This is a genomic window from Citrifermentans bremense (assembly GCF_014218275.1).
Lineage (GTDB): Bacteria > Desulfobacterota > Desulfuromonadia > Geobacterales > Geobacteraceae > Geomonas > Geomonas pelophila.
This window is the reverse complement of sequence record NZ_AP023213.1, coordinates 985,132-1,007,868: the sequence shown is the minus strand read 5'-3', so window position 1 is coordinate 1,007,868 and position 22,737 is coordinate 985,132. Positions and strand designations below refer to the sequence as shown.

The window sequence follows — 22,737 nt, the reverse complement described above, 5'->3', positions numbered from 1 at the left end:
GCCTGTCCCGCAGCCTTGTCATCGTCCGCAAATCCACAGCCATAAAGGAAGCCTACCTATCATGCGTTTTCCAATGCGATTGAACTATGATCTGACCAGGTACATCGTTTCCAACAAGCTGAACAAGATCGAGAAGTACCCGCTGGTCCTGATGCTTGAGCCGACGCATCTATGCAACCTCGCCTGCTCCGGCTGCGGCAGGATCAGGGAGTACGCCGACACTATCCAGGACATGATGACGCTGAAGCAGTGCCTGGACTCGGTTGATGAATGCCCGGCACCGGTAGTCACCATAACCGGCGGAGAGCCCTTTCTCTATCCGCACATCTTCCAGCTCATCGACGAAGTACTGGCGTGCGGCAAGCACATCTACCTCTGCACCAACGCGCTGCTGCTCGAAAAGGCGCTGGACAGCATGAAGCCGCACCCGAACCTGGTCATCAACGTGCACATGGACGGCATGGAAGAGACCCACGACCGGATCCTTGAGCGCGCCGGCACCTTCAAGATCGCGATGTCAGCCATCCGGAAAGCGAAGCAGCTGGGCTTCAGGCTCTGCACCAACACCACCATCTTCAAAGAGACCGACCTGATCGAGATAGAGATGCTCTTCTCGCACCTGAAAGACATCGGGGTGGACGGCTTCCTGGTAGCGCCGGGATTCGGCTACGAGGCAGTAGGCGAGAAGCTCTTTTTGGAGCGGCGGGAAATCCAGAAGAAGTTCGAAGAAGTCTTCGAGATGAGCAAGCGTTTCCGGTTTTTCTCCACGCCCATGTATTTGCGTTTCCTCAAAGGGGCGAAGGAGCTCGACTGCACCCCGTGGGGGAACCCGACCAGGAACCCGCGCGGCTGGAAGGCGCCTTGCTACCTGATCACCGACGAGCATTACGGGAGTTTCGCCGAGATGATGGAAAAGACGCAGTGGGAGAAATACGGAGTAGGGAAAGATCAGCGCTGCGCCCAGTGCATGATGCACTGCGGCTTCGAGCCGACCGTCGTAGGCGAAATCGGCAAGAGCTGGAAAGATATGTGGGAAATGTTCTGCTGGAACTTGACCTAGACCTTTTCACCACGTTTCAGGACGTTTCACGCCGACTGAAAGATACATAAATACAAGCATTTACACGTGGCGCCCCGCAAAGAGCCCGCTATGATCTGAGACAGATTTAGCGGGCTTTTTATTCCTGGTCCTACCTAAATCGGGTTCTGGAAGTCTAGGTAGGACCAGAAGGGAGTCTGACATGGCGCATGATCGGATTCAGTTTCAAAAAATCCTGGGGCATGCCTCGACGGATCAGCAGTCGATACCTGCAGGGGGGCGTAAAGGTTCTCGACACAGCAGGGAACGACACAAAACACCCTGGCGTAACATGAAAGAGCTATATTACTGATAGGTTACCCTGCCACAGCCCCCACGATCAGGTGTCGAAATACTTTGCAACCCCTCTTCTTATATTTTTGCTTCTGCATAAGATTATCTTTAAAATCACATAGATACAGGTTTGGCAAAATATTTGCTGAAAGTTGCTGGTTGTCTATCAAAAACACAGGAGGCATAGCATGAAAAGAATTGCTGCGTTACTGGTGGGACTTGCGATGATGTCAGCAGTGAGTGCATGGGCGATTCCAACAACGTGGTCCGACAAGATAGACTTCAACCCTGACATCTTGATTCCTCCTGCCTACTCCTACACACATAGCATCGCTGACGACGGCTTCAAGAGTTTTTTCATGGGCGGCAACGACACTATCTCGTCCTACGACCTAAAAATTTCGCTCTACGATGACAATAAACCCACTTATTTTTTGGGTTTTATACCTATTCCGGACGGTAGCGAAGCTGCTACAATCTGGAGCACCGGCGGTATTTACTCCTATAATTTCGCCCTCACATCCAATACTTATACGGGCAATTTAGTGGGGAACGTTGATCTATGGGCTGATGGTAGTCTATGTGTAAATGTTTCCCAAGCGCCTTTTAGCTTTGGCGACTTCTACCTTGCGTCATCCGAACTAACTGCCTACGGCGATAGCGGCAGCGCCCCTGTCCCTGAACCGGGCACCATAATGCTCCTTGGCGCCGGCTTCCTCGGGCTCGCCGCCTATGGCAAACTGCGCAAAACCGCATAAGCCCTATTTTCATAAAACCTAGGAAGCGCTATGCTAGTTCAGGTCAAGTGGACAAACAATAGGTATGATTATGTGAATGATTTTATGCTCCACAGTTTGATAGAAGCAGGGGTTGTCGCCAGATTTCTGCGCAGTTCGGGATGGGTAACGGTAGGGGTGGACCCGGTGCGGGCCGCCACACCGAATCGCGAATATCGTGGCAGTGAAAGGAGATCGACGCCTAGCCACTGACTGACGGGCTATTGGTGATACTCTTGTCGACAAACTTTAGAGAGGCGATAGAGGGGGCGGGGCCGGATAGGCGCCGCCCCCTCTTCTATCAGCGATCGCTTTTACAGCTGGCTTTAGACTGGATTGCGGAATGTGCGTCAGCCCCCTCATTTTTCCCTTCTAAGAGCGCGACAGTATGTTAAACCCTCAAATGAGCGTGAAGCCATAACGCCGAATAAAAAATTAGCTGGCCAATAGACTACTCTTTCGCGTGAACTACGGTTCCCCAGTCCCTCAACAGTTCCGGAAAGAGGAGCGCAGGTTCTCCGTCGGCGACCGGATCGTCGCGCTGAAAGACGACGACAAACTCGATCTGCAAAAATGATGACTCGGCGCCAAAGGTCCCGGATCTTTATTTCATCCAGGACGCTTTGGTGGCAAGACGGTTGCCGTCCTCCAGTGTCGCCTGGCTGAGGCTTCCGGCTTCGGCCTGGATGCAGATGAAGTAAAGGTCTTCTTCGCCGGCCTTCCAGGCGCGCTCACCTGCCGGAGCCACACGGATCAGGCTTCCTTCGGTCACCGGGAACTCTTCTCCGTCTGCGTAAAAGGTGCCGCTGCCGCGCAGGATAATATAGAGTTCCTCGTTTTTCTTGTGACTGTGCACGAAAGGCATTCCCTTGCCTGCCGGCAGGCGGTTCAGCGAGACTTCACAGCCGGTCAGGCCCAGTTCCCCGCCGATGAAGAATTTGCCGGCAAACCCCATGAAGTCGCGCTGCAACAGGCTTTCGAAAGGACCCAGATCCATCGCGGTGAAGTTTTTCGCCTCGATCTTCATACTGACTTTCCTCCTTCAGGTTTTGTCTTACAAACAAATCACACTGCCAGTTCTCGCCGATGCCCCACCAGACACATAGGTTTCACACTGAAGGTCGCGCTGCGGCAGGTAACTGGTATAGTTGTAACCAAAGTACGGAAGTTATCAACTATAGCGATACGAGGAGATCGACATGAGCCAGTACCAGGTAGCGGTTATCGTTGGGAGCCTTCGCAAGGACTCGATCAATAGAAAGCTTGCCCAAGCGCTGATAAAGTTGGGGCCTGCTGAGTTCTCTTTCAAGCAACTTCAGATAGGTGACCTCCCGCTTTACAATCAGGACGACGATGCAAATCAGGCCGCATCGGTGATACGGTTCAAGAACGAGATAAAATCCGCCTCGGCCGTCATCTTCGTCACCCCTGAATACAACCGCTCGATTCCAGGGGTTCTTAAAAACGCCCTAGACAACGCTTCTCGCCCTTACGGAGACAGCGCCTGGACCGGCAAACCCGTGGGCATTCTGGGGGCGTCCATCGGAGCGATCGGTTCGGCTTTGGCGCAACAGCACCTGCGCAACTGTCTGGCTTACCTCGACGCCCCGACGATGGGGCAACCGGAGGTGTTCATCCAGGTGAAGGAAGGCTTCTTCGACGAGGCAGGCAACATCACCAGCGCTGACACCGTGCGCTTCCTGCAGGGATGGATGGATCGATACGTGCTTTGGGTGAAGCGCCAAGCCCAATAGGCCGCGACCAGAAGGGCAAAAAAGGGGCGGCACCTTTTTGGTGTCCGCCCCTTTTGCGTGCAAGGCATACCTCAGAGATGGCATCAGACTACGCGTCTGGCGCCGAGATACCGGTGTCGGTAATAGTCGCTGTTCAGGTCCGAGATGGTCACTTCTCCCTTTCCCGAGGAGGCATGGATCATCTTGCCGTCCCCAAGATAAATCCCGACGTGTGAAGGATAGGAAGCGTAGGTCTGGAAAAAGACCAGGTCGCCCTTGCGCAGGTCGCCCTCGGGGACATCAGTGCCGACCTGGATCTGCTCCCGGGCAGTCCGGGGGAGATCGACCTGATGTTCGCGGTAGACCTGCTGGACGAAGCTGGAGCAATCGATACCGGCAGCCCCTTCCCCGCCGAAACGGTAGGGCGTACCAAGGTACTGCGCCGCGGTCGCGCCGATGGAGTCGAGTTCGCCCGGGTCAACCGACATGGAAGCCTGCGGTGGCTCCACGGGTGCGGCGAAGGGCGCCGGAACGGCACATGCCTGCTTCAAGGAGGAATCCTTCGCGGCACCGAGATGCGCCAGGAAATTCCGCACGGCACGAGTTGAGTCCCCGGCGGGTGCGGCGGCATCGCCAGATATGGAGAGCGAGCTTTGCATCATCTCCATGCGGAGCAGTTCGGCCGCGGCCTGCGACGCCGCTACCGTCTTGCCCTCCAAAGGGCCGTCTATCGCATCAAGGAGTGCGCCGAAAGAGGATCTGTCGTGGCCCCGATGTTTGCTGCTGGGTATTCCTGAAGCTGTAGCGGGCGTCATCGCCCCCTGTAAAGGATCAATGCTCATATCTTCCCCATGAAAGGTGTAGCGCTACCTGCCTCACTGCCAGTTCTCGCAGTGGTGTTTTTGACAGCAAGTCAACGGGCCGTCACCGTGGAACTTTGTAACCGGCTAAAAACTCAGGGCATCCACTAGGGTAGCACCCTTGGGCGACCCTTTCCCGTGCAGAGAATGCAAAATAGCAGCCAAACAACTGTGGTCTTAGGCTGGAGAGTAGAACGGGAGGGACAACAGGCAGGAAGAGCCGGTGCCGTAGCGGGTTATGACCATGGCACCGGCCCTTTTAGCGATACAGGGTTTGCGCGAATCCCCTGAAGTCACAGGGGTGAGTCGGCGGGCAAGGCATCTGCAGCGGAAGTTCAGTCGCCGAAGGCCTCGCTGTCATATACCTCCGGGAGTTCCCGCGATGTCTTCACCACGGTCCCCTTGTAAAGAACATACTGTCTCTGGCACGCGCAGGTATATGCCAGTCGTACACTCCAGTGCGCCTGCACATAGCTTGGGTAATCGTTACGCATGCCACATTCACAGGTGAAACCGCTTTCGTCATGCTCTATATTCGTCGCCATGACATCCTCCTGCCGCACCAACCCACCATGTGACTGAAAAGTTCATTCGAAAAAAACCCATTACGATTCTATGCAGCATCCTATGAAAGTCAAACTCCCCCCGGAAGTTCTCCATGCTGCCCCTGATAATGGCTGCCCCCCGCGAGGAGCCTATGCTCATGGATTTTAAAACTGGTAGGGAGTCAGCGTTGCGGCATCAGGCCTGGTTCCTCTTGAAGAGGAAATCGCTCCATCTCTCGCCGGACCTGGTCAGCGGTTGCTGCGCCTTGCGTATGGGATCGCGCCCGATCTGGACCCATCCCGAAGACCTTAGAAATGCCACTATCTTCTTCTCCCGGATCAGGTAGTCGAGCATATATGACGGCACGTTCCTTTCTTCTCCGTTGTTGAAAATCACCAGTATTCCCATCTAAAACCACCCCTTTTAACTGCTTTTATAGTGTCGGCCACCTCCGTTTCGCATTTCATTGCCACCCCATCAAGCCGATTCTAGCCCAGCTCCCCCCTTAGCTCAAGACAATATTGGCCAATACTATAGCAGCCATCGGCCACAACGATTCAGCTTCCAGTGACCGCCCGCCCCCCCCTGTCTGCAGCCGCGCCGCCCGGCCCCTCTTACACATTAAGACCAGCTAAAAAAACTCGCCCTACGCCCTTGCCATTTCATGAACAACTGTTAAGTTACTGTACTGTGTTTGAAATGTCTAATAAAAATCAGGAGGTGGTCACATGATTGACGTGAAGTGCGATAGCTCATAAAGCATCCCCTCCCCGAAAGTCTCTCCCCTGAAACAGCACGATGCGCTCGCTACGGCTCTCTCTTCCCGGTTCAGCAGCAGCCTTCATGGCAACATAGGCATCTGACCAGAGACAAGGAGGAATTATGCAACGCACGCTTTGGAAGAAGTTTTCGACCTTTTTAATTGCCTCAACCGCGGCAGCCGCACTGTTTCTCGGTGGCTGTGAAGGGGACAAGGGTGAGCGAGGTGAACCCGGCCAGAATGCCACCTCATTCACCAACATAACGTCCCTTACCCCCCAGCAGCAGGCGGATCTCAGCTTCGATCAGACCAACAGCACGGTAACCAGCGTCTCCATCAGCAGCCCACCGGTGGTCAAGTTCAAGATCGTCGACAGCAACGGCAACCCCGTGGTCGGCATTGGCACCAAGAACTCGACAGGCCAACTGCAAAACCTCGGCTTCAACCTGGCTAAACTGGTACCCGGCGCCAACGGCAGTCCGTCTCACTGGGTGAACTACATCGTCACCACCGTTCCGGCCGCAGGCTCGACCACACCGGCGGCAGCCTCGCGCCCTACCAGCGATCGTGAAGGGACCCTTATCGACAACGGCGACGGCACCTACCAGTACACCTTCGCCCGCGACATCACCCAAATCCAGAGCCAGGTGAACGCCATGACCTTCAGCGGCAACAACCGCAGAAGCGACCTGGGAGACCTCACCTACCAGCCGAACCTTACTCACCGCCTGGTAATCCAGTATGGCGGGACCGTCCTCAACACCTCCCCGGCGATAAGGTTCAAAAATGCGATCAACATCGTCTACGACTTCGTTCCTGCAACCGGCCAAGTGGTCACCTCCTCGACCTCGGGCGCACAGGAACGCAACATCGTGCTCACTAAGTACTGCAACGAGTGTCACGGAAACCCGGGCGATCCCAACAACCTCAACGACAGGGGATACGGGCTCGGGATCACCACGCCACATTCCGACCGCGTCGACACCCGCTTCTGCACGATCTGCCATACCAGCCAGCGTGCCTACGGCCGCGCCATCTCGGTTCCCGTCAACGGTGGCTTCACCGGCAACGTCTATGTGACTGCTGACAGCGCAACCGCCGACGTGAACACCGGCGACGTCCAGGTCATGGGTGAGTTCGTAACCATGGTGCACAAGATCCACATGGGGAGCAACCTGACCCAGACCGGCTCGAACTATGCTGGGCTATCGTTCAACGAAATAGTCTACCCTCAGGATCCGGCTCTTTGCCGCAAGTGCCACAGGGGTGATACGGCTCAGCAACTGGCGGTGACGCCGCAGGGGAACAACTGGAACACCATGCCCAGCCGCAAGGCCTGCGGTTCCTGCCACGACAACGTCCATTTCTCGACCGGCCTGAACCACGACGGCAACCTGGTCCAGACCAACGACTCCGCCTGCACCGGCTGCCATACCCCGACGGGTATTCAGACGTCGCACGCGAGGGCGCTGGCGAGCCCGCTCACCCCGCAGCCGATCGCCGGGCTGACCAACTTCGAGTACCAGTTGAGCAGCGCGACCGTCAACGGGACTACCAACGACTTAACCGTCGTCTTCCGCATCCTCGGCAACGGTACCCCCGTCACGCTGGCCACAGCCGCGCCCGGCCTCACCGCGCCGCTTGCCGGCTTCACCGGCGGCCCCGCATTCCTTTTGGCCTATGCAAGGCCCCAGTTGGAGACCGGCGCCGCAGTACCGGCGGACTACAACAACCTTGGCAAAGCGGCAGCGCAGCCAGACTCGATTTCCATCGCATCGCTGCTGAACACGACCACGAACGCAGCCGTCGGCAGCATTTCGGGCCCGGACAGCAACGGCTTCTACATGGCGACCATCAAATCGGCGGCCGCCTTCCCGGTCGGAGCCAAGATGCGCGCCGTAGCCATGCAGAGCTATTTCACCCAGACCGGTTTTGATCCGTCGATCGCCGGACGCCACACCAAGGCGGTCATCATCCCTGTCACCGGCGACACGGCGCGCCGCACGGTTGTCGACCCCGACAAGTGCGCCAGGTGCCACGAGTTCTTCGAGGCCCACGGCGGCCAGCGGGTGTACCAGACCCAGGTCTGCGTAACCTGCCACAACCCGAACCTCTCCACCAGCGGCCGCATCATCACCGACGCAAGGCTTGCCGGCTTCACGGACCTGCAGCGCGAGATCCTGCTCCGCTGGGATCCGGCCTTCAGTGTCACCACCCCGGGATACGCTCTTCTCTTCCCGGAGACCTCTAACAACTTCAAGGACATGATCCACGGCATCCATGCGGGCGATTCACGCACCACGCCCTTCCGGGACGTGCGCGGCGACAGGCTGGCGGTTATTGATGCGGCAGAGATCGCATTCCCGAACCTTCTGTCCAATTGCGACGCCTGCCACTTAAGCGCTCCCGCGGGCACCAACCGCCAGACCTACAAGGCGAACCTGCCGGCCAACGTGCTGCCGTCCACCCACGTGACCAGGAGCGCCGCCGTCGTAGCCGGGGCGACCACGGCAAACATCACCGCGGCCCGCACAACCGTACCCAACGATGACGACCTGGTTGTTGGGCCCATCACCGCCTCCTGCGTCAGTTGCCACGACAGCGCACTGGCCAAGGCGCACATGCAGGCTAACGGCGCACAGCTTGGCGCCGCCCTGAACGGCCCGACCTACACCGATATGGGTGTGCCTCGCAATACCTTCCCCTCGGCGACCGAGCAATGCGCGCTCTGCCACGGCGAAGGGCGGGTAGCCGACGTGGTAGAGGTCCACCAGAGGTAACCAAAAGGCATCGAAACCGGCCGGGGCACGTTTGCCGTGCCCCGGCCGACCGCTCCTTGAAACACCTGCAGAACCGGGGGCCCATCTGCCCCCGGTTTTATTTGCAACTGCATTTCCCCACCAGCAACCAGAGACGGAATCAAGAAAGGAGGAAATGTCTTGAAAATCCAAAACAAAATAACGGGAGCCGTCCGGCCCTGTGCTTTGAAACTTGCGGGAGCGGTACTTCTTTCCTGTTCCCTGCTCGTCTTCGACCACGCGGCGGCTAACGCCACCTCGATTTCCGGTGATTCCCTGACCATCCTGCGCATGAGGGAAAACACGCGGGATGACCAACTTTTCCCGCTCTACGAATACCTGAACCTCTCAGCAAGCGACACCGGCAGCCAGGGGACCATATCGGTTCAGCTCGGCGGCTGGGGACGCATCGACCTTGGTGACAGAAGCAGCCAAAGAAGGAGCGATGGCGACATCCAGTACGGCTTCCTTAGCTACCGGGCCAACAAGAACAACCTTCAGTTCAACGCCGGACGCCAGTGGATCGTGGAGGGTGTCGCCACCGAAAGGCTGGATGGCCTGTACCTGAGGACGGACCTCGCCGCCGGCTTTACCGCGGCGACCTTCGTCGGCACCCCCGTCACCACCGACCCCAACTTCGAGGGGGGAGAACTCATGTACGGCGGCAGGATCGCCCACACGCTCCCCAAGTACTACTCGATCGGCCTCTCGGCTCTCAGAAACGAGAGCGACGCCGAAGGTCTGCGCGAGGAGGAGGGGGTGGACGTCTGGCTGCACCCGATACCGCAACTGGATATAAGCGGCCGCTCCAGCTACAACTCGCTCAGTAACGGCTGGGCCGAGCACGCCTACACCCTGAGCGTGACCCCCATGGACGCCTTGAGGCTGAGCGCCTCCATGCAGCGCATCAGCTATCGGGATTACTTCTACCATGTAACGACCAGCGCACTCAGCCTGACCAACGGCATTCTCGACCCCAACGAGGAACTCTGGAATGTCGGGGGGAGCGTCGGCTTCATGCCGACGAAGAACATAAACGTCGCGCTGGAGTACAACCGCTACGAGTACGAGATCGCCGGCAACGCCGATTACTACGGAGTGACAGCCAGCTTCACCACGCCCACCGCCCTGACCGCCGGCGCCTCCTTCCACCGCATGGACGGCGACACAGGCCCCTTGCGCTACAACCAGTACCGGGCCTGGGCCACGCAGAAGTTCGGGCCGGCCGACCTTACCCTCGATTTCTTCGACGTTGATTTCGACAGCAGCATCACCGGGAGGACCAATACCTACTCCCTGGCCGCCGCAGCCGGATACAACTTCAACCGGAGCCTGAGAGTCGCAGCGGATGTCGACTACCAGCGGAGCACCGACTTCGACAACGAATTGCGCGGCTTGGTGAAACTTAGTTATGCCTTTGGCTTCGGAAAGGAGGGGCAATAGTGAAAAAGATATCGTTGATGGTTCTGATGGGAGCGATGCTGTCCTTTCTTTACGCCTGCGCCAACACCAACAGCATAGCCAGGGTGCATCCCGAGGAGGTGACGGGACTCCCGCGGTGCGCGGAATGCCACACCGACAACTGGACCGCGCTGAACCACCAGGCACAGGACTTCTACCTGAAACATAAGTTCTACGCAGCACAGCAGCGGGCCGCCTGCTCCACCTGCCACAAGGAATCCTTCTGTGTCGACTGCCATGCCCACAAGGAGGAAATCAAGCCCAACGACAAGTACAAGGAGAGGCCCGAGCTGAACCTGCCTCACCGGGGCGATTACCTCAGCCGGCACAGGATCGACGGCAGGATCAATCCCGCCTCCTGCGTTAAGTGCCACGGGAGAGAAAACAACGAGAGGTGCAAGACATGCCATCGATAACCAGACCAGCTCAAGCTGTCATGCTTTGGTGCCTTTTGCTCCTGCTGCTCGCCGGTTGCGGGGATAACAACTCGCACACAAGCTACGACCCCGACCTCGGCGCGCATCCCGAAGACTGGCTTCCGGCCCGGCATGCGGTAGCCGCCTTCGGGCACCTTCAGGACTGCACCCCGTGCCACGGCACGGATCTGACCGGCGGCATCTCCAAGGTCGCCTGCACCAGTTGCCATCTTGGCAGCCCAACCGACGTGCACCCGCTCGAGTGGGATGGGCACGACTACGCACATCACGGTGAATGGATCCGGCAGAAAGTGCTGGTCACGGGGCGCACTCTGGCGGACATAGGGACACTGGGGGCAGGCACCCTCGGCACCACGCTGATCGGCCCGGCCACCCAGGTAACCGCTAGCTGCGCCACCGCCTACTGCCACGGCAGCGACTACCGCGGCGTCGCGAACTCCGGTCCATCCTGCTTCGACGACCAGCCCGGCGCCGTCGATTCCAGCTGCCACATCGGCAACGCCTTCTCGGTCCACCCGATAAGCTGGCTGCCGCCCAGGCTCACCGCCAGGGCCGGGATCCCCGTCCCGACCATCCTCCCGGCCCACGGCCAGTACGTCGAGACCTACGGACCCGCCGAGTGCTCGATACCGATCTGCCATGGCGCAGGCACCACCGAGACGATCCACGTAGGGGCGGGAAGCACCAGGATAACCGGAACCACCCCCACCACGCCCAACTTCGGCCAGACCGGGTTCGCCGGCTTCGCCATGTTCACCACGGGAACCGCGAGGGCCCAGGTCAGCAACACCGGACGCTCCTGCGCCGCGTGCCATTTCTGACGCCGGGCTAAAGATGAGGCAAGCCAAAGGGGGGCCCCGGAACCGATCCGGGAGCCCCCCTCTTGTTTGCAGATAAATCTCGCGCCTTTACTGGCGCGCAGAGGTGCAATCCCCTGATCAGCCGCGCTCCAACAGGTCGTTCAGCTCCGAACGTTCGTGTGCCACCCGCGCCTGGCTCCATCCCAGCTCCTGCGCCATCATTTCCAGCACCACCGGCGCCGCGACCTGCGCCCCCCTGCGGTCCAAAAGCGCAAGCGGAATCCGCCGCTCCAGGAAATCCAAAGGGGAGAGCGCCATCTCGTAACGCACCGCGTAAAGCACCTCCCCCTTGAGGTAGGGATGCGGCGGCACCAGCCGGTCCGCCAGTTCCCCCTGGCAAAACTGCGCCACATCCGCCGCGAGGGCCCCGTAGGAGCCGTACAGATGCAGTGCTACGTCGGGGGAAAGCCGAAACTTCCTCGCCAGCTCGGTCGCCCCCTGCTCCTGAACCCCCTCGCCCCCTTCCAGCACGATCCGGTCGGTGCGGCATTCGCAGTTTGCGGCGAGCCCGAGCGTGGCAACCGCGTAATCAACCGTGTCGAGCGCCATCTTCCGGTAGGTGGTCCACTTGCCACCAACGATGGTGATGAGGCCGGTTGGGGAACAGCTTATGACATGGTCGCGGGCAAGCTCCGCCGAGTCCGCGGTGTACGGGTCGTGCACCAGCGGCCTCAGCCCCGCCCAGCGCGCCATGATGTCCCCCTCGTCCACCTTCAGGTTGAAGTAACGCCGCAGGTGGCGCAAAAGGTACTCCACGTCCTTTTCCTCGGCGACCGGCGGGACCCCGGCCGTTGCCGGTTCCTCAGTGGTACCCACCAGGCACATCCCCTGCCAGGGAAGGATGAAGATCACCCGCCCGTCGTCGGTCTTGGGGATCATGATCCCGGTATCCGCCGGAGCGAACTTTCCCGGGAGCACTATGTGTGTGCCGCGGCTCACCCGCAAAAGCGGCGCCGCCGTAGGATCGTCCATCCGGCGCAGGAGGTCCGCGGAGGGGCCGCAGGCGTTAACCACGCAGCGGGCGCGGATCTGCCACGATGCCCCCCCCAGCGGGTCCCGCACGATTGCGCCGGCCACCCTCCCCTTTTCCCTGACCAGGCTGATCACCTCCAGGTAGTTGCTGAGGGCCGCCCCCTCCCTCAGAGCGGTCCGCGCCAGCGCGAGGTTCATGCGGGCGTCGTTGAACTGCCCGTCGTAGTAAAGGACCCCACCTTTGAGCCCCTCTCTCTTTATCTGCGGGAAACGCCGGAGCATATCCGAGGGAGAGAGGTAGCGGCTGTGACCCAGCCCCGCCCGGCGGGCCAGGAGGTCGTAGAACTTGAGCCCGGCCCAGATGTACGGGACCTGCGCCAGCCGGTACAGGGGCGTGACCAGGGTCAGGCGCTGGCACAGGTGGGGTGCTATCTTCAGGAGCACGCCGCGCTCGTGCAGCGCGTCACGCACCAGGTTGAACTGGACCTTGTCCCGGTGCAGGACAGCCGCCTCCAGGTAGCGCACCCCGCCGTGCAGAAGCTTCGTGCTCCTGCCGCTGGTGCCACCGGCGAAATCCCGCCGCTCGGCCAGCGCCACCTTCAGACCACGGCTTGCGGCGTCGAGCGCAATGCCACAGCCGGTGGCGCCTCCCCCCACCACGAGCAGATCGAAGATCTCCCCCGACTTCAGCCTATCCAGACGCTCTTTCCTGTCAGTCACCTAAACCTCCAAACATCACAATCATGCACCACAGAGGACACAGAGGGTCACAGAGGAGAAACAAAACCATACCAGCAAAGGCTTTTAAAACGGATGAAAAGGATTAGACCAGATAAGAGCTTCCGGTTGAACAATAAATTTTTGTTTCTTGCAGTTATCCCCTGTATCCCCTTCATCCCTGTTCAATGCTCATAGTTTTTGTCCTTCCTCTGTGTTCCTCAGTGCTCCTCTGTGGTGAGAGCCTTTAGTTCTTTTCCCACCCAAGCGAAAGCCGCACGCACTTCTGCCATCCCCGGTGCAGCTCCTCGCGCCGCTGCCGCTCCATTTCAGGCTCGAAGCGGCGGTCCAGCGCCCACTGCGCCGCTATGGCGGAGGTATCCAGCACCCCTGCCCCGATCCCGGCCAGAAACGCCGCCCCAAGCGAAGTGCTCTCGGTGCAGCGCGGGCGAAGCACCGGGACACCCAAAAGGTCGGCCTGGATCTGCAGCAGCAGGTTGTTCGCCGCCGCCCCCCCGTCCACTCGGAGCTCCTTGAGGGGGATGCCGCTCGCCTTCTCCATGGCGCGGATGGCGTCGAGGGTCTGGAAGGCGATCGCCTCCAGCGCGGCGCGCGCCAGGTGCGCCTTGGTGCTCCCCCTGGTAAGCCCGGCGATCACCCCCCTGGCGTAGGGGTCCCAGTAGGGGGTTCCCAGGCCTGAGAGCGCCGGGACGAAATAGACACCGGCCGAGTCTGGGACCGTCGCGGCGAGCGCCTCCACCTCCTTGGCGCTTCCGATCAACCCCAGCCCCTCCTGCAGCCACTGCACCGCAGCCCCCGCAATGAAGATGGAGCCCTCCAGCGCGTACTGCACCGCCTCGCCGGGGAGCTGCCAGGCGATGGTGCAAAGTGCGCCGTCGCTAAGGCCGGGGCGCACCCCGCTGTTCATGACCACGAAGGCTCCGGTGCCGAAGGTGGCCTTGGCCATGCCCGGGGCGAAGCACCCCTGTCCGAAAAGGGCCGCCTGCTGGTCCCCCGCCACCCCAGAAATGGGGATCTCGGCGCCGACCACCTGGGCCGATGCATGGCCGAACCCTGCAGCGCTCCCCCGGACCTCTGGAAGGAGCGCGCGCGGAATGCGGAAAAGCCGCAGCAGCTCTTCGTCCCACTCAAGCGTTTTTATGTTGAAGAGCATGGTGCGGCTGGCGTTGGAGATGTCGGTGAGGTGGCTTTTGCCGACGCTCAGCTTGAAGATGAGCCAGCTGTCGACCGTGCCAAAGCAGATCTCCCCCCTCTCGGCCCGCAGCCGCAGCCCGTCCACCCGGTCCAAAAGCCAGGAGAGCTTCGTCGCCGAGAAGTAAGGGTCGAGCAAAAGCCCGGTCCGCTCGCGCACCATGGACTCCAGCCCCTGCCCTTTTAGCGACTCGGTCAGCTCGGCGGTGCGGCGGTCCTGCCAGACGATGGCGCGGTGCAGCGGCCGGCCGGTCGCGCGCTCCCAGATGACCGTGGTCTCGCGCTGGTTGGTGATGCCGATGCCGGCCACCTGGGACGGCTCGACACCCGCCTTGGCGATGACCTCGCTGATGCAGGCGAGCTGCCCTTCCCAGATCTCCTGCGGGTCGTGCTCCACCCACCCCGGATTCGGGTAGTGCTGGGTGAGCGACCGGGACGCGGACGCGAGCGCTGCACCCGAGGCGGCGTAAAGGGTCGCCCTGCTGCTGGTGGTCCCCTGATCTATGGACAAGAGGTATTCCACGTCTCCTCCTTTTGGGCCTACTCGAACCGGATGATGAACCTGGTCCCGATCCGCTCCTCCTGATGCTGGTCGGTGAAGGACCAGCCGTCGAGGGGGTTCTGGTCGTAGTACAACATGAGGTCGGCCCGCGGCAACAGGCGGATGCCGACTTCCCCGGTCCACCGGACAGAGCTGCGCGAGGGGGCGATGAAATCGTAGCCGGTGCGTGTGTCCACATCGGGACGGATCCCCAGTTCCGCCCCGCCAGTAAGCCCCTTCTTCTCCACGGTCATCACGGGAAGCTTGGCCGCGGCCGAAAGGTAAAAACTGTCGGCAAGAGACAGGCGCCAACCGGCTTGGGCGTGCACCCGGTGGGTCGACTGTTCGACCCCGCCGTGGAACTCCTGCTCGCGAGAACTGTAACCGACGCCGAGTTCCGGTTCCAGGCTCACCTTTTCGGCCGCTGAGAATTTCACGCCTGCATGTGTGAGGAAATTGCCGGTATCAAACAGATCCAGCGAGGTCATCGGCTGTGACAGTTTCGGCGTCTCGATCGGCGAAGAAAGCTGCTGCAAACCGCCAGCTACTGCCTGAAGCGGCGCACAGACAGTCAGCAGCATCAACCCTAGCACGAATAGTCTCACATGTCTCAAGCACATAAAATTAATGCCTTGTCTCGATACCGGACCCCGAGGATCGTCCTCGCCATAGAAAGTCAATCGGGCTGCGCCCATTCTCAATTGGAATTGATTAATACAACAAATTTTGACAATCACAAGTTTTTACTTAATATAGTAACACTTTTGTAGTATATAAATTCGGTCCTTTGCCAGCAGCCATGACACCTGATACAGAAGATATGCCTGCGGCACCGCAATAAACCACCACAGCGTCATCTTTATACCGCTTCTATACAACAAAACCCAGAAATTAGTCCAACGATGTTTCTTTATTCCAGTGCAGGAGAGCTCCTATGAAAAAAACCGCTTGTCACCTGTTGTCAGCAGCGTTTTTCCTGTCCCTACCCGCAGCGGCATTCGCTGCGGATGGCTCGCTGAACTCCACCTCAATTCTGCGGGTCTACCAGGATGACCGCGCCGGGTTTGCCAGCAAGGACTTGGCACCGGTCACCGAGTTCCTGGCTCTCGACGCGGAGAAGCTTGGCGACGGCAACCTTTCCGCCCACCTCTACGGTTGGGGCAGACTAGACCTCGCCGACGACAGTTTCAACAACGGCAAGACCGATGCCAGCCTAACCTACGGCTACCTGATGTACCGCTTCAAAAACGCCAACGCGCAGGCACGCGCCGGCCGCTTCATGGTCACCGACGGGATCGTGAACGAGCACGTGGACGGCGTCAGCGCGAGCACCGACCTTCCCTACGGGTTCCGGGTTTCCGCCTTCGGCGGTGCGCCGGTGCACACCCAGCACCTTGCCAACGAGAACACCGACGGCAAGGGGAACGGCATTTTCGGAGGCCGCCTGGGCTACCGGTTCGGCGGGATGCTCGAGGTAGGCGTGTCGGGTGTCTACGAAAGCGGCGCCCCCTCGCTGGACCGGCCCGGCAACATCGCCCTTGAAAGAGGCGCACGGCTCGGCGACCACAGGCTCGTCGGAGGGGACATCTGGTTCAGCCCGGTGCGCGCGGTGGAACTGATCGGGCACACGAGTTACAACACAGAAACCAGCGGCATAGCCGAGCACACCTATCTTTTGAACCTGAAGCCGGCAAAGAAACTCTTGGTAGCCGCCGAGTTCAGCGAACACCACGAGCGCAACTACTTCTACAGCTCGGCCCTCTTCGCCAGCATGGTCGGGGACCTGAGCGAAAAGTCGCGCACCACCGGCTTGAGCGGCTCCTACGAGCTGGGGCAAGGGACGGAGGTTTCCGCCGACTACAAGCACTACTCCAGGGATATCGGCAGTGCCGACCGTTTCGGGGCTAACGTCCGCTTCACCCACATGGACAACACCATGAGAAGCGGCATCGGCTACCACTACCTCAACGCGGATTCCGGCTTCGCCATCAATCCGGCAACCGACGACTCCGCCTCCTTCCACGAGGTGCGCTGCTACACCATGAGGGACACCAAGACCTTCTTCGGCGCCCTCGACGCCATCGGCTACTTCTTCAAAGAGAAGATCAACAACGAAAAGAGCGCCTGGGAGACCATCGGTTCGGTAGGCTACCACATCACGCCGGCCCTGGCCCTCTCCGGCGACCTGAGCTACGGTCAGAACCCGCAGTATAACGACGACCTCAAAGGTCTGGTCCGTCTTACCTACAACATGAACTACAGCGGAAAAGGAGATGCGAAATGATACGCCCCACCAAGCTATTCCCGCTCCTGGCACTGGCCGGGCTGACGGTCATATTTGCTGCCTGCTCGCAGATGGGCACCATGGAAAGCCTCCCGGCCTCCCACCCTGAGGAACTCGGCACCGGCCGCGTCAGCTGCTCCGAGTGCCACGAGGACACCCAGAAGGGGTCGATGAAACCGCTGACCGCGTTCAACCACTCCTCGGAATTCGTCAAGAACCACAGGTTCTACGCCGCAACCGATGACAAGGTCTGCGCCACTTGCCACAAGCCCTCGTTCTGCGCCGATTGCCACACCCACAAGGTGGAGATGAAGCCGTCGGTGAAATTCGGAAACCGCCCCGACCGCGAGATGCCGCACCGCGGCGACTTCATGACCCTGCACAAGATCGAGGGCAAGCTCGACCCCGCCAGCTGCTACCGCTGCCACGGCAGGGCCAACAACCAACGCTGCGTAGTGTGCCATACGAGATAGATAGGAGAGACTATATGCAAAGTCGGATATCGTGGTTGAAAATGGCCTCCTTAACCGTTGCAGCAGCGGCCCTTGCCGCCTGCAGCGGGGCCAACGACAGCGCCCCCATGGTGGACAGCAACGGCAAGCACCCTGCCAATTGGGTCAAGGCGCACGGGGCGATAGCCAATGCGTCCCCGGCGCAATGCACCCAGTGCCATGGCGAGGACCTGACCGGCGGCATCACCAGGGTCGGCTGCTTCAGCACCCCCCAGACGGCACAGTTCGGATTCGTCTGCCATGCCACGAACCCCGTGGCTGCCGCAGGGTGCGACTCCTGCCACAGCACCCCGCCTGCCGGGGCCGCCGCGCCGAACCGCTCCGGCCTCCACACCCTGCATCTGCAGCTCTTGGGGACCAACTGCGCGTCGTGCCATACCGGCGCAGGTTTCGGCACAGACAATCACGCCAAGGCGACCGCAACAGGCGGCATTGCCGGCGCGACCGTGAACTTCCCCGCGTCGCTCAAGGCTAAGACCGCCCCAAGCTTCGGCTACGATGCCGCCAACGGGACCTGTTCCGGCGTAATCTGCCACGGCGGGAAAAACACGCCCAAGTGGTACGGCGGCTCCATAGACCTGGCTACCGACTGCGTCTCCTGCCACGACCAGGGTACCGCTGCCCAGACGCCGCAGTACAACAGCTATTTCTCCGGGACCTACAACGGAGCTAACCTGCACGAAATCCACCTGCACCTGCTGGTGCCGAACACCTCTACGCCCATCGTCTGCACCGACTGCCATAATACTGCCAGCCTGGCCAGCCACTTCACCAGCCTGGCCACTCCGGCTTTCGGCGCAGAGCCGTCAACTACCATCGGCGGCGGCAGCACGAAGATCACCAGCTACACGGCCTACACTGCTGTCGTTCCTTCCGGCAGCTGCACCAGCACCTGCCATGCGGCTAACGGCAACAACCCGCGCAACTGGATCAACAACTAGAACTAGCAACGACAAAGGCAGTAAAAAAGGCCCCTCTCGATTAGAGAGGGGCCTTTTATTTGTTCCTGGGTTAAGCTTTCAGCGCATCGGGTGTCATTTCTCCGAGCGCACCAGTATGACCTGGTGCTTAATCGTCTTCTGATCGTCGGAAACCTCTCCGGTGGCCATGTTGATAGCCCAGGCAAACTCCTTGTTTTCACCCTTGTCGTTGTCCGTCCAGTAGAAATCTGGCCTTACGTTGGTGAACAACTCGTCGTTGAGGGTTTCAAACGGTTTTGCCCCACCAGGCTTTCCCTTCGCAAATGCAGTAAGGGCTCTGAGCTCATCCTTAGTCGGCAGTCGCCAGTCGGAAAAGCCTGCGTAGTTGAAATTCTTCGGGAGCGCCATCGCGGCGTTCCAGTCCATCGCTCCACACTTTGAGGCATCCCTCACCCACAACACCCCCGAGATGGTATTGCGCACCAGGAGCCCGTCCTTGGTGGGCGCGAACAGGACCGGCAGCACCTGAGGCAGGATCATGGTCTGCCCCTTGGGCGCGGTCTTGAAGGTAAAGGAGCGCCCCTTGGCCTTGTTGCCCAGATACGGGATCAACTCGTAGTCGGCAGCTGCGTCTATCTTGGCGAACTGGAATTTGCCATCGGCTGCCGTTGTCGCTTCGTACTGTTCGCTGCCGCTTTTCACGTTCTTCGCCACGACCCGGACGCCCGCAAGCGGTTGCGCCTTGCCGTCCACCACGGTCCCCTCCAGCTTCGACTTCTCGCCGCACCCGGCGAGGGAAACGAGCAACATGCACCCCATAAGAACAGTCTTCATTTGCTTCATGGTCATCCCTCATTTCAGTAGTGATGTCACGGAAGGGTCACCCTCCGCACAAAAAAAAGCGCCTCAGGCTTGAGGCGTCGCATGGTTGGTAAGAGATGGGGCGGGCCTTGCGGCCCGCCCCGTTGCTGCCTCTTTAAGACTTACTTGTTAACGGCCACCGTTCTGCAGGAAGTGGTCGGTTGCGCCCGGCTTGTCGGCGTGGCAGCCTGCGCAGGAGTTCTGCGAAATGCTGGTTTTCCACTGGACGCCTACACCGGAGGTGCCGGTGTGGCAGCCGCTGCAGCGCGGTGCACCAGCAGCCTTGACGGTTGCGGTATCGGAGGAACGGAGCCCCTGCGGGTAGGAGACGTCCTTCCAGTCGATGCCATGCTTGTCGCCGGTGGCGGAAGCGGAGTGGATGGCATGTACACGGTTGTCCAGCGGGTCAGCATAGTTACCGGACTTGTCGTGGCAGGAGATGCACTCGTCGGTGTTGAAGACGACGGAGTGACGTGCGTTGTGAGCCTCCAGGAGGCCCGGGCCATGGCAGTCGACGCAGGTATTGCCGGAAATTTTCTGCTCTGCAGTCGCGGTGTTGATCTGGATGGTCTGGAACGCGGTGGAGTCGATCTTGTAGTCGCTGTCAGCCTTGTAGCCGTAATCTGCGATGGTTGCACGGACAAAGTAGGTTCCGCTCATGTCTGCGGTGACCGGGTTCAGCTTATAGACGAAGCCGGCCGAAGTGGTCTGAATGTTCGCGTCGGTTGCGTCTACGAACAGGGGCTGCGCCTGTTTCGGCACGCCGTTGGTGAGGGTTGCTGCTGCCTTGGTCAGCACCGGCTTGGCGTTGGAACGCGGGCCGTAGACGTAGATCTGTGCTTTGGAGAGGCCGCCGCCTGCGACAGCAACAGCGTCCTTGGCAGTGGTGTAAACGGTACCAGCGACTGCGGAGTTGTCAGATTTGTTCTTGAGGGTCACGGTAACCTTGGGAGTTTCGCCGGTCACGTAGTGAGTACCGTTTGCCGGTGCATCAAGGGTCATGGTCACGTTGTACTCACGCACGTCTTTCGCTGCAGGTGCCGGGGTGTGGTAGCCGTCGATGGCGGTGGTCGGGTGGCACAGAGCGCAGGCTGCGCTGTTGACCTGTGCGCCGCCTACATGGCCTGCGCCGGTGGTCAGGTCGAAGGTGGCGCTGTTGTGGCAGCTGCCGCAGGCTTCAAGGGTTGCAACTTTGTAGTTAGCAAGCTTGTCGCCGGTGCCAAGGGCAACACCAGCAGGGTTGCTGTGGCAGGCGACGCAGTCGCCCAGCGGGCGCGGGTAGGTTACCTGGGTGTAGCCGCCACCGAAGATGCGGGTGGGGAACTCGGCGACGTCTTTAGCAGCGTGAATCTCGTGGATGAACTTGGTGAAGTTGATCTCCGGAGCTGCCGGATCGTGGTACAGCGGCGAGTGACACATCACGCAGACCAGGGTGTTGCGGTAACCGTTCGGGTTGCCGTGAGCCGCCGCGAGCAGCGGTGCGCCGTGACATTTCTTGCAGGCGTCGACGGTGACGATCTGGTTCTGCGGGTTGGCTTCCAGTACCGCAGCAGTGTTCGCAGCCGGCTCGGCGGTCAGGTCGACGACGCCTACGCCGTTATTGACGTTGATCACGGAAGTGCCGAGCATTGCAGTACTCGGGTTTACACGAACAATGACGCGCTGCTGAAGGGTCGGATCGTAGTTCGCGTTTCTGTATCCGGCGGTAGGAGTGCCGAAGACGTTGGCAACGACAGCACTATAATTGCCGTTTCCAAGGTTGGTCAGAGTAAGGTCTGCGCCAGTCGCATAGGCCCAGGTCTCGATGTGGGCGTTGTCGAAGGTGCCCCTGTCGGTCGCGGTCCCGGCCGGGACGATGGTACCGATGTAGATACGTACATCTGCTGCAGTAACTGCGGTGAGTGCAGTGCTGCCTTTTTTGACCGTGAAGTTGATCACCGGATGGCTGGTTGCGTCAGCCGCAACCGTAATGGCGCTGAGGGCAAGGTCGGTGTCGTTGGACCTGGGCTTCAGGAAGCGGGTCCCGGTGGCTGCGTCGTACACGAACCCGTGCATTGCGACCTGGTCCGCCTCGTCACCTGCGCTGTGGCAGACGACACATGACTGCTGGGTCAGGGTTACCGGGCCTGCCGGGCCCTGCGGGCCGGTTGCGCCAGTTGCGCCGGTTGCACCGTCGTCGCCGCTGCAGCCGCTCATCGCGAGAGCGCCTGCAAGGAGAGAAACTGCGAAGAAACTTTTCAGATTGAATTGCATGTCCTTCCTCCTGTTGTTGTTGTTAACTGCAATTCCCACAATTCGTTACACCTGCACCAACTCCTCTACATCTCCTTTCATAAAGTATTCGATCGACCTGTAGCCTTCACAGTGAGAACAAATCGATCAGGTCTGACGGCAGGGAGACCTGCATCCCTTTCGAAGTGCCGACGATTGGACTGTTAGTTGGTGATGAAGTATTGACTATAGGAAAATTAGTCATCGTTAAGTTTTGGGCGGTGACAGCAGTTAACTCAACAAAGGTGACACTGGAGTTAACATTACAATACATTTTTCGCTGTGCAAGTTGCCTGATCAAAACATTTAACCAACTTATGTCAGTAGAAGCCGTTTCGTTAACGACATTTAATAAAAAAACAGACAACCTACAACATTAACTGAAAGTAACCAAACCGGAACATTGCATTTGCAACTATTGCAATCTCCTTACCAAGAGGACAAATGCCCGAAGTTTCGAAGAACTTGTATCTATCTGGAACCACTTCGTTCTGGCAGAGAGTATAAAAGTTGACAGTACCAGTAATTTTTTTGACAGTATCAACGTCAACTTTGACAGTTAAAGAGTGGTATTCACAGTACAGGTGACTATTTCGGCGGGCGTTCTGAGTTCTTTAGGAAAAAAAACCTCCGGCTGGAAAAAAACCCAAAGATCGATACGGGGGGAAACAGTGCGTGGAGAAATTTGGAGTTGATTGAAAAAAATTCCTTCGACAACACAGGCTGAATGACTTCATCACAATATATAAATTCGAATATTATTATTTGGCTGCATCATTGTTAAGCCCACCGCCACAGTTAATACAATTGTGTGAGGGTGAGCGCAGTGCACCACAAGGAATTT

At 59.3% G+C, this 22,737-nt stretch carries 20 protein-coding genes; 11 read left to right on the top strand and 9 right to left on the bottom strand.

Going from position 1 to position 22,737, the window contains the following annotated elements:
- The first annotated feature begins 61 nt into the window (after positions 1-61).
- The 3 genes from hpnH (at position 62) to GEOBRER4_RS20325 (ending at position 2,361) form a co-directional block, all read left to right on the top strand.
- Complete coding sequence (hpnH, locus tag GEOBRER4_RS04320; RefSeq protein ID WP_185244371.1) at positions 62-1,060, top strand: adenosyl-hopene transferase HpnH; 999 nt, start codon at positions 62-64, stop codon at positions 1,058-1,060.
- A gap of 500 nt (positions 1,061-1,560) precedes the next feature.
- The gene (locus GEOBRER4_RS04315) at positions 1,561-2,130 is read left to right on the top strand and encodes a PEP-CTERM sorting domain-containing protein (protein ID WP_226377886.1); all 570 of its coding nucleotides are present in this window, start codon (positions 1,561-1,563) and stop codon (positions 2,128-2,130) included.
- Between the two features lie 30 nt (positions 2,131-2,160).
- Positions 2,161-2,361, top strand: coding sequence for a GSU3473 family protein (locus GEOBRER4_RS20325; RefSeq protein ID WP_404813875.1), 201 nt, complete (start codon positions 2,161-2,163; stop codon positions 2,359-2,361).
- Between the two features lie 391 nt (positions 2,362-2,752).
- Here the strand turns inward: GEOBRER4_RS20325 and GEOBRER4_RS04310 are convergent, their stop codons facing one another.
- Positions 2,753-3,175, bottom strand: coding sequence for a cupin domain-containing protein (locus tag GEOBRER4_RS04310; RefSeq protein ID WP_085813677.1), 423 nt, complete (start codon positions 3,173-3,175; stop codon positions 2,753-2,755).
- 172 nt (positions 3,176-3,347) lie between these two features.
- Between GEOBRER4_RS04310 and GEOBRER4_RS04305 the strand changes: the two genes are divergently transcribed.
- Positions 3,348-3,902 carry an NADPH-dependent FMN reductase gene (locus GEOBRER4_RS04305; protein ID WP_185244370.1) on the top strand — a complete coding sequence of 185 codons (555 nt, stop codon included), beginning with the start codon at positions 3,348-3,350 and terminating at the stop codon, positions 3,900-3,902.
- A gap of 83 nt (positions 3,903-3,985) precedes the next feature.
- Here GEOBRER4_RS04305 and GEOBRER4_RS04300 read toward each other — a convergent pair whose 3' ends face one another.
- From GEOBRER4_RS04300 to GEOBRER4_RS04290, 3 genes are all read right to left on the bottom strand, one after another.
- Complete coding sequence (locus GEOBRER4_RS04300) at positions 3,986-4,600, bottom strand: C40 family peptidase (RefSeq protein WP_226377885.1); 615 nt, start codon at positions 4,598-4,600, stop codon at positions 3,986-3,988.
- 476 nt (positions 4,601-5,076) lie between these two features.
- A complete protein-coding gene (locus GEOBRER4_RS04295; protein ID WP_085813680.1) occupies positions 5,077-5,286 on the bottom strand; it encodes a hypothetical protein in 210 nt (69 codons plus the stop codon).
- A gap of 196 nt (positions 5,287-5,482) precedes the next feature.
- A complete protein-coding gene (locus GEOBRER4_RS04290) occupies positions 5,483-5,695 on the bottom strand; it encodes a GSU3473 family protein (RefSeq protein WP_185244368.1) in 213 nt (70 codons plus the stop codon).
- 474 nt (positions 5,696-6,169) lie between these two features.
- Between GEOBRER4_RS04290 and GEOBRER4_RS04285 the strand changes: the two genes are divergently transcribed.
- The 4 genes from GEOBRER4_RS04285 to GEOBRER4_RS04270 all read left to right on the top strand — a co-directional run bounded on the left by GEOBRER4_RS04285 (position 6,170) and on the right by GEOBRER4_RS04270 (position 11,564).
- Positions 6,170-8,827: an OmcA/MtrC family decaheme c-type cytochrome gene (locus GEOBRER4_RS04285; RefSeq protein ID WP_185244367.1), complete on the top strand. Its 2,658-nt coding sequence runs from the start codon at positions 6,170-6,172 to the stop codon at positions 8,825-8,827.
- A 159-nt stretch (positions 8,828-8,986) separates the two neighbouring features.
- Positions 8,987-10,288 carry a porin gene (locus GEOBRER4_RS04280; protein ID WP_185244366.1) on the top strand — a complete coding sequence of 434 codons (1,302 nt, stop codon included), beginning with the start codon at positions 8,987-8,989 and terminating at the stop codon, positions 10,286-10,288.
- Positions 10,288-10,722, top strand: coding sequence for a cytochrome C (locus GEOBRER4_RS04275; protein ID WP_185244365.1), 435 nt, complete (start codon positions 10,288-10,290; stop codon positions 10,720-10,722). The genes GEOBRER4_RS04280 and GEOBRER4_RS04275 overlap by 1 nt, the downstream gene beginning before the upstream one ends.
- On the top strand, positions 10,710-11,564 hold the full coding sequence (locus GEOBRER4_RS04270; protein ID WP_185244364.1) for a cytochrome C: 855 nt from the start codon (positions 10,710-10,712) through the stop codon (positions 11,562-11,564). The genes GEOBRER4_RS04275 and GEOBRER4_RS04270 overlap by 13 nt, the downstream gene beginning before the upstream one ends.
- Positions 11,565-11,681: 117 nt before the next feature.
- Here GEOBRER4_RS04270 and GEOBRER4_RS04265 read toward each other — a convergent pair whose 3' ends face one another.
- The 3 genes from GEOBRER4_RS04265 to GEOBRER4_RS04255 form a co-directional block, all read right to left on the bottom strand.
- On the bottom strand, positions 11,682-13,295 hold the full coding sequence (locus GEOBRER4_RS04265; protein WP_185244363.1) for a glycerol-3-phosphate dehydrogenase/oxidase: 1,614 nt from the start codon (positions 13,293-13,295) through the stop codon (positions 11,682-11,684).
- Between the two features lie 244 nt (positions 13,296-13,539).
- Entirely contained in the window at positions 13,540-15,027 is a 1,488-nt protein-coding gene (gene glpK, locus GEOBRER4_RS04260) for a glycerol kinase GlpK (RefSeq protein ID WP_185244362.1), read from the bottom strand.
- A 17-nt stretch (positions 15,028-15,044) separates the two neighbouring features.
- Complete coding sequence (locus GEOBRER4_RS04255; protein WP_226377884.1) at positions 15,045-15,638, bottom strand: hypothetical protein; 594 nt, start codon at positions 15,636-15,638, stop codon at positions 15,045-15,047.
- Positions 15,639-15,979: 341 nt separating this feature from the next.
- Here GEOBRER4_RS04255 and GEOBRER4_RS04250 point away from each other — a divergent pair, with 341 nt between their 5' ends.
- The 3 genes from GEOBRER4_RS04250 to GEOBRER4_RS04240 are packed head-to-tail and all read left to right on the top strand — an operon-like array spanning position 15,980 to position 18,782.
- Complete coding sequence (locus tag GEOBRER4_RS04250; RefSeq protein WP_185244361.1) at positions 15,980-17,329, top strand: hypothetical protein; 1,350 nt, start codon at positions 15,980-15,982, stop codon at positions 17,327-17,329.
- A complete protein-coding gene (locus GEOBRER4_RS04245; RefSeq protein ID WP_226377883.1) occupies positions 17,326-17,802 on the top strand; it encodes a cytochrome C in 477 nt (158 codons plus the stop codon). Before GEOBRER4_RS04250 ends, GEOBRER4_RS04245 begins: the two co-directional genes overlap by 4 nt.
- A gap of 14 nt (positions 17,803-17,816) precedes the next feature.
- A complete protein-coding gene (locus GEOBRER4_RS04240) occupies positions 17,817-18,782 on the top strand; it encodes a CxxxxCH/CxxCH domain c-type cytochrome (RefSeq protein ID WP_185244360.1) in 966 nt (321 codons plus the stop codon).
- A gap of 93 nt (positions 18,783-18,875) precedes the next feature.
- On the opposite strand, the gene GEOBRER4_RS04235 is transcribed toward GEOBRER4_RS04240, so the two are convergent.
- Positions 18,876-19,604, bottom strand: coding sequence for an Lcl domain-containing protein (locus GEOBRER4_RS04235; protein ID WP_185244359.1), 729 nt, complete (start codon positions 19,602-19,604; stop codon positions 18,876-18,878).
- Between the two features lie 147 nt (positions 19,605-19,751).
- Positions 19,752-21,875: a multiheme c-type cytochrome gene (locus GEOBRER4_RS04230; RefSeq protein ID WP_185244358.1), complete on the bottom strand. Its 2,124-nt coding sequence runs from the start codon at positions 21,873-21,875 to the stop codon at positions 19,752-19,754.
- Positions 21,876-22,737: the final 862 nt, after the last annotated feature.

Coding starts and splice junctions, on each gene's coding strand:
- GEOBRER4_RS04315 (WP_226377886.1), top strand. CDS start 1,561: ATGAAAAGAATTGCTGCGTTACTGGTGGGACTTGCGATGATGTCAGCA.
- GEOBRER4_RS04270 (WP_185244364.1), top strand. CDS start 10,710: ATGCCATCGATAACCAGACCAGCTCAAGCTGTCATGCTTTGGTGCCTT.
- GEOBRER4_RS04305 (WP_185244370.1), top strand. CDS start 3,348: ATGAGCCAGTACCAGGTAGCGGTTATCGTTGGGAGCCTTCGCAAGGAC.
- hpnH (WP_185244371.1), top strand. CDS start 62: ATGCGTTTTCCAATGCGATTGAACTATGATCTGACCAGGTACATCGTT.
- GEOBRER4_RS04285 (WP_185244367.1), top strand. CDS start 6,170: ATGCAACGCACGCTTTGGAAGAAGTTTTCGACCTTTTTAATTGCCTCA.
- GEOBRER4_RS04250 (WP_185244361.1), top strand. CDS start 15,980: ATGAAAAAAACCGCTTGTCACCTGTTGTCAGCAGCGTTTTTCCTGTCC.
- GEOBRER4_RS04310 (WP_085813677.1), bottom strand. CDS start 3,175: ATGAAGATCGAGGCGAAAAACTTCACCGCGATGGATCTGGGTCCTTTC.
- GEOBRER4_RS04245 (WP_226377883.1), top strand. CDS start 17,326: ATGATACGCCCCACCAAGCTATTCCCGCTCCTGGCACTGGCCGGGCTG.
- GEOBRER4_RS04290 (WP_185244368.1), bottom strand. CDS start 5,695: ATGGGAATACTGGTGATTTTCAACAACGGAGAAGAAAGGAACGTGCCG.
- GEOBRER4_RS04235 (WP_185244359.1), bottom strand. CDS start 19,604: ATGAAGCAAATGAAGACTGTTCTTATGGGGTGCATGTTGCTCGTTTCC.
- GEOBRER4_RS04230 (WP_185244358.1), bottom strand. CDS start 21,875: ATGCAATTCAATCTGAAAAGTTTCTTCGCAGTTTCTCTCCTTGCAGGC.
- GEOBRER4_RS04240 (WP_185244360.1), top strand. CDS start 17,817: ATGCAAAGTCGGATATCGTGGTTGAAAATGGCCTCCTTAACCGTTGCA.
- GEOBRER4_RS04295 (WP_085813680.1), bottom strand. CDS start 5,286: ATGGCGACGAATATAGAGCATGACGAAAGCGGTTTCACCTGTGAATGT.
- GEOBRER4_RS20325 (WP_404813875.1), top strand. CDS start 2,161: ATGCTAGTTCAGGTCAAGTGGACAAACAATAGGTATGATTATGTGAAT.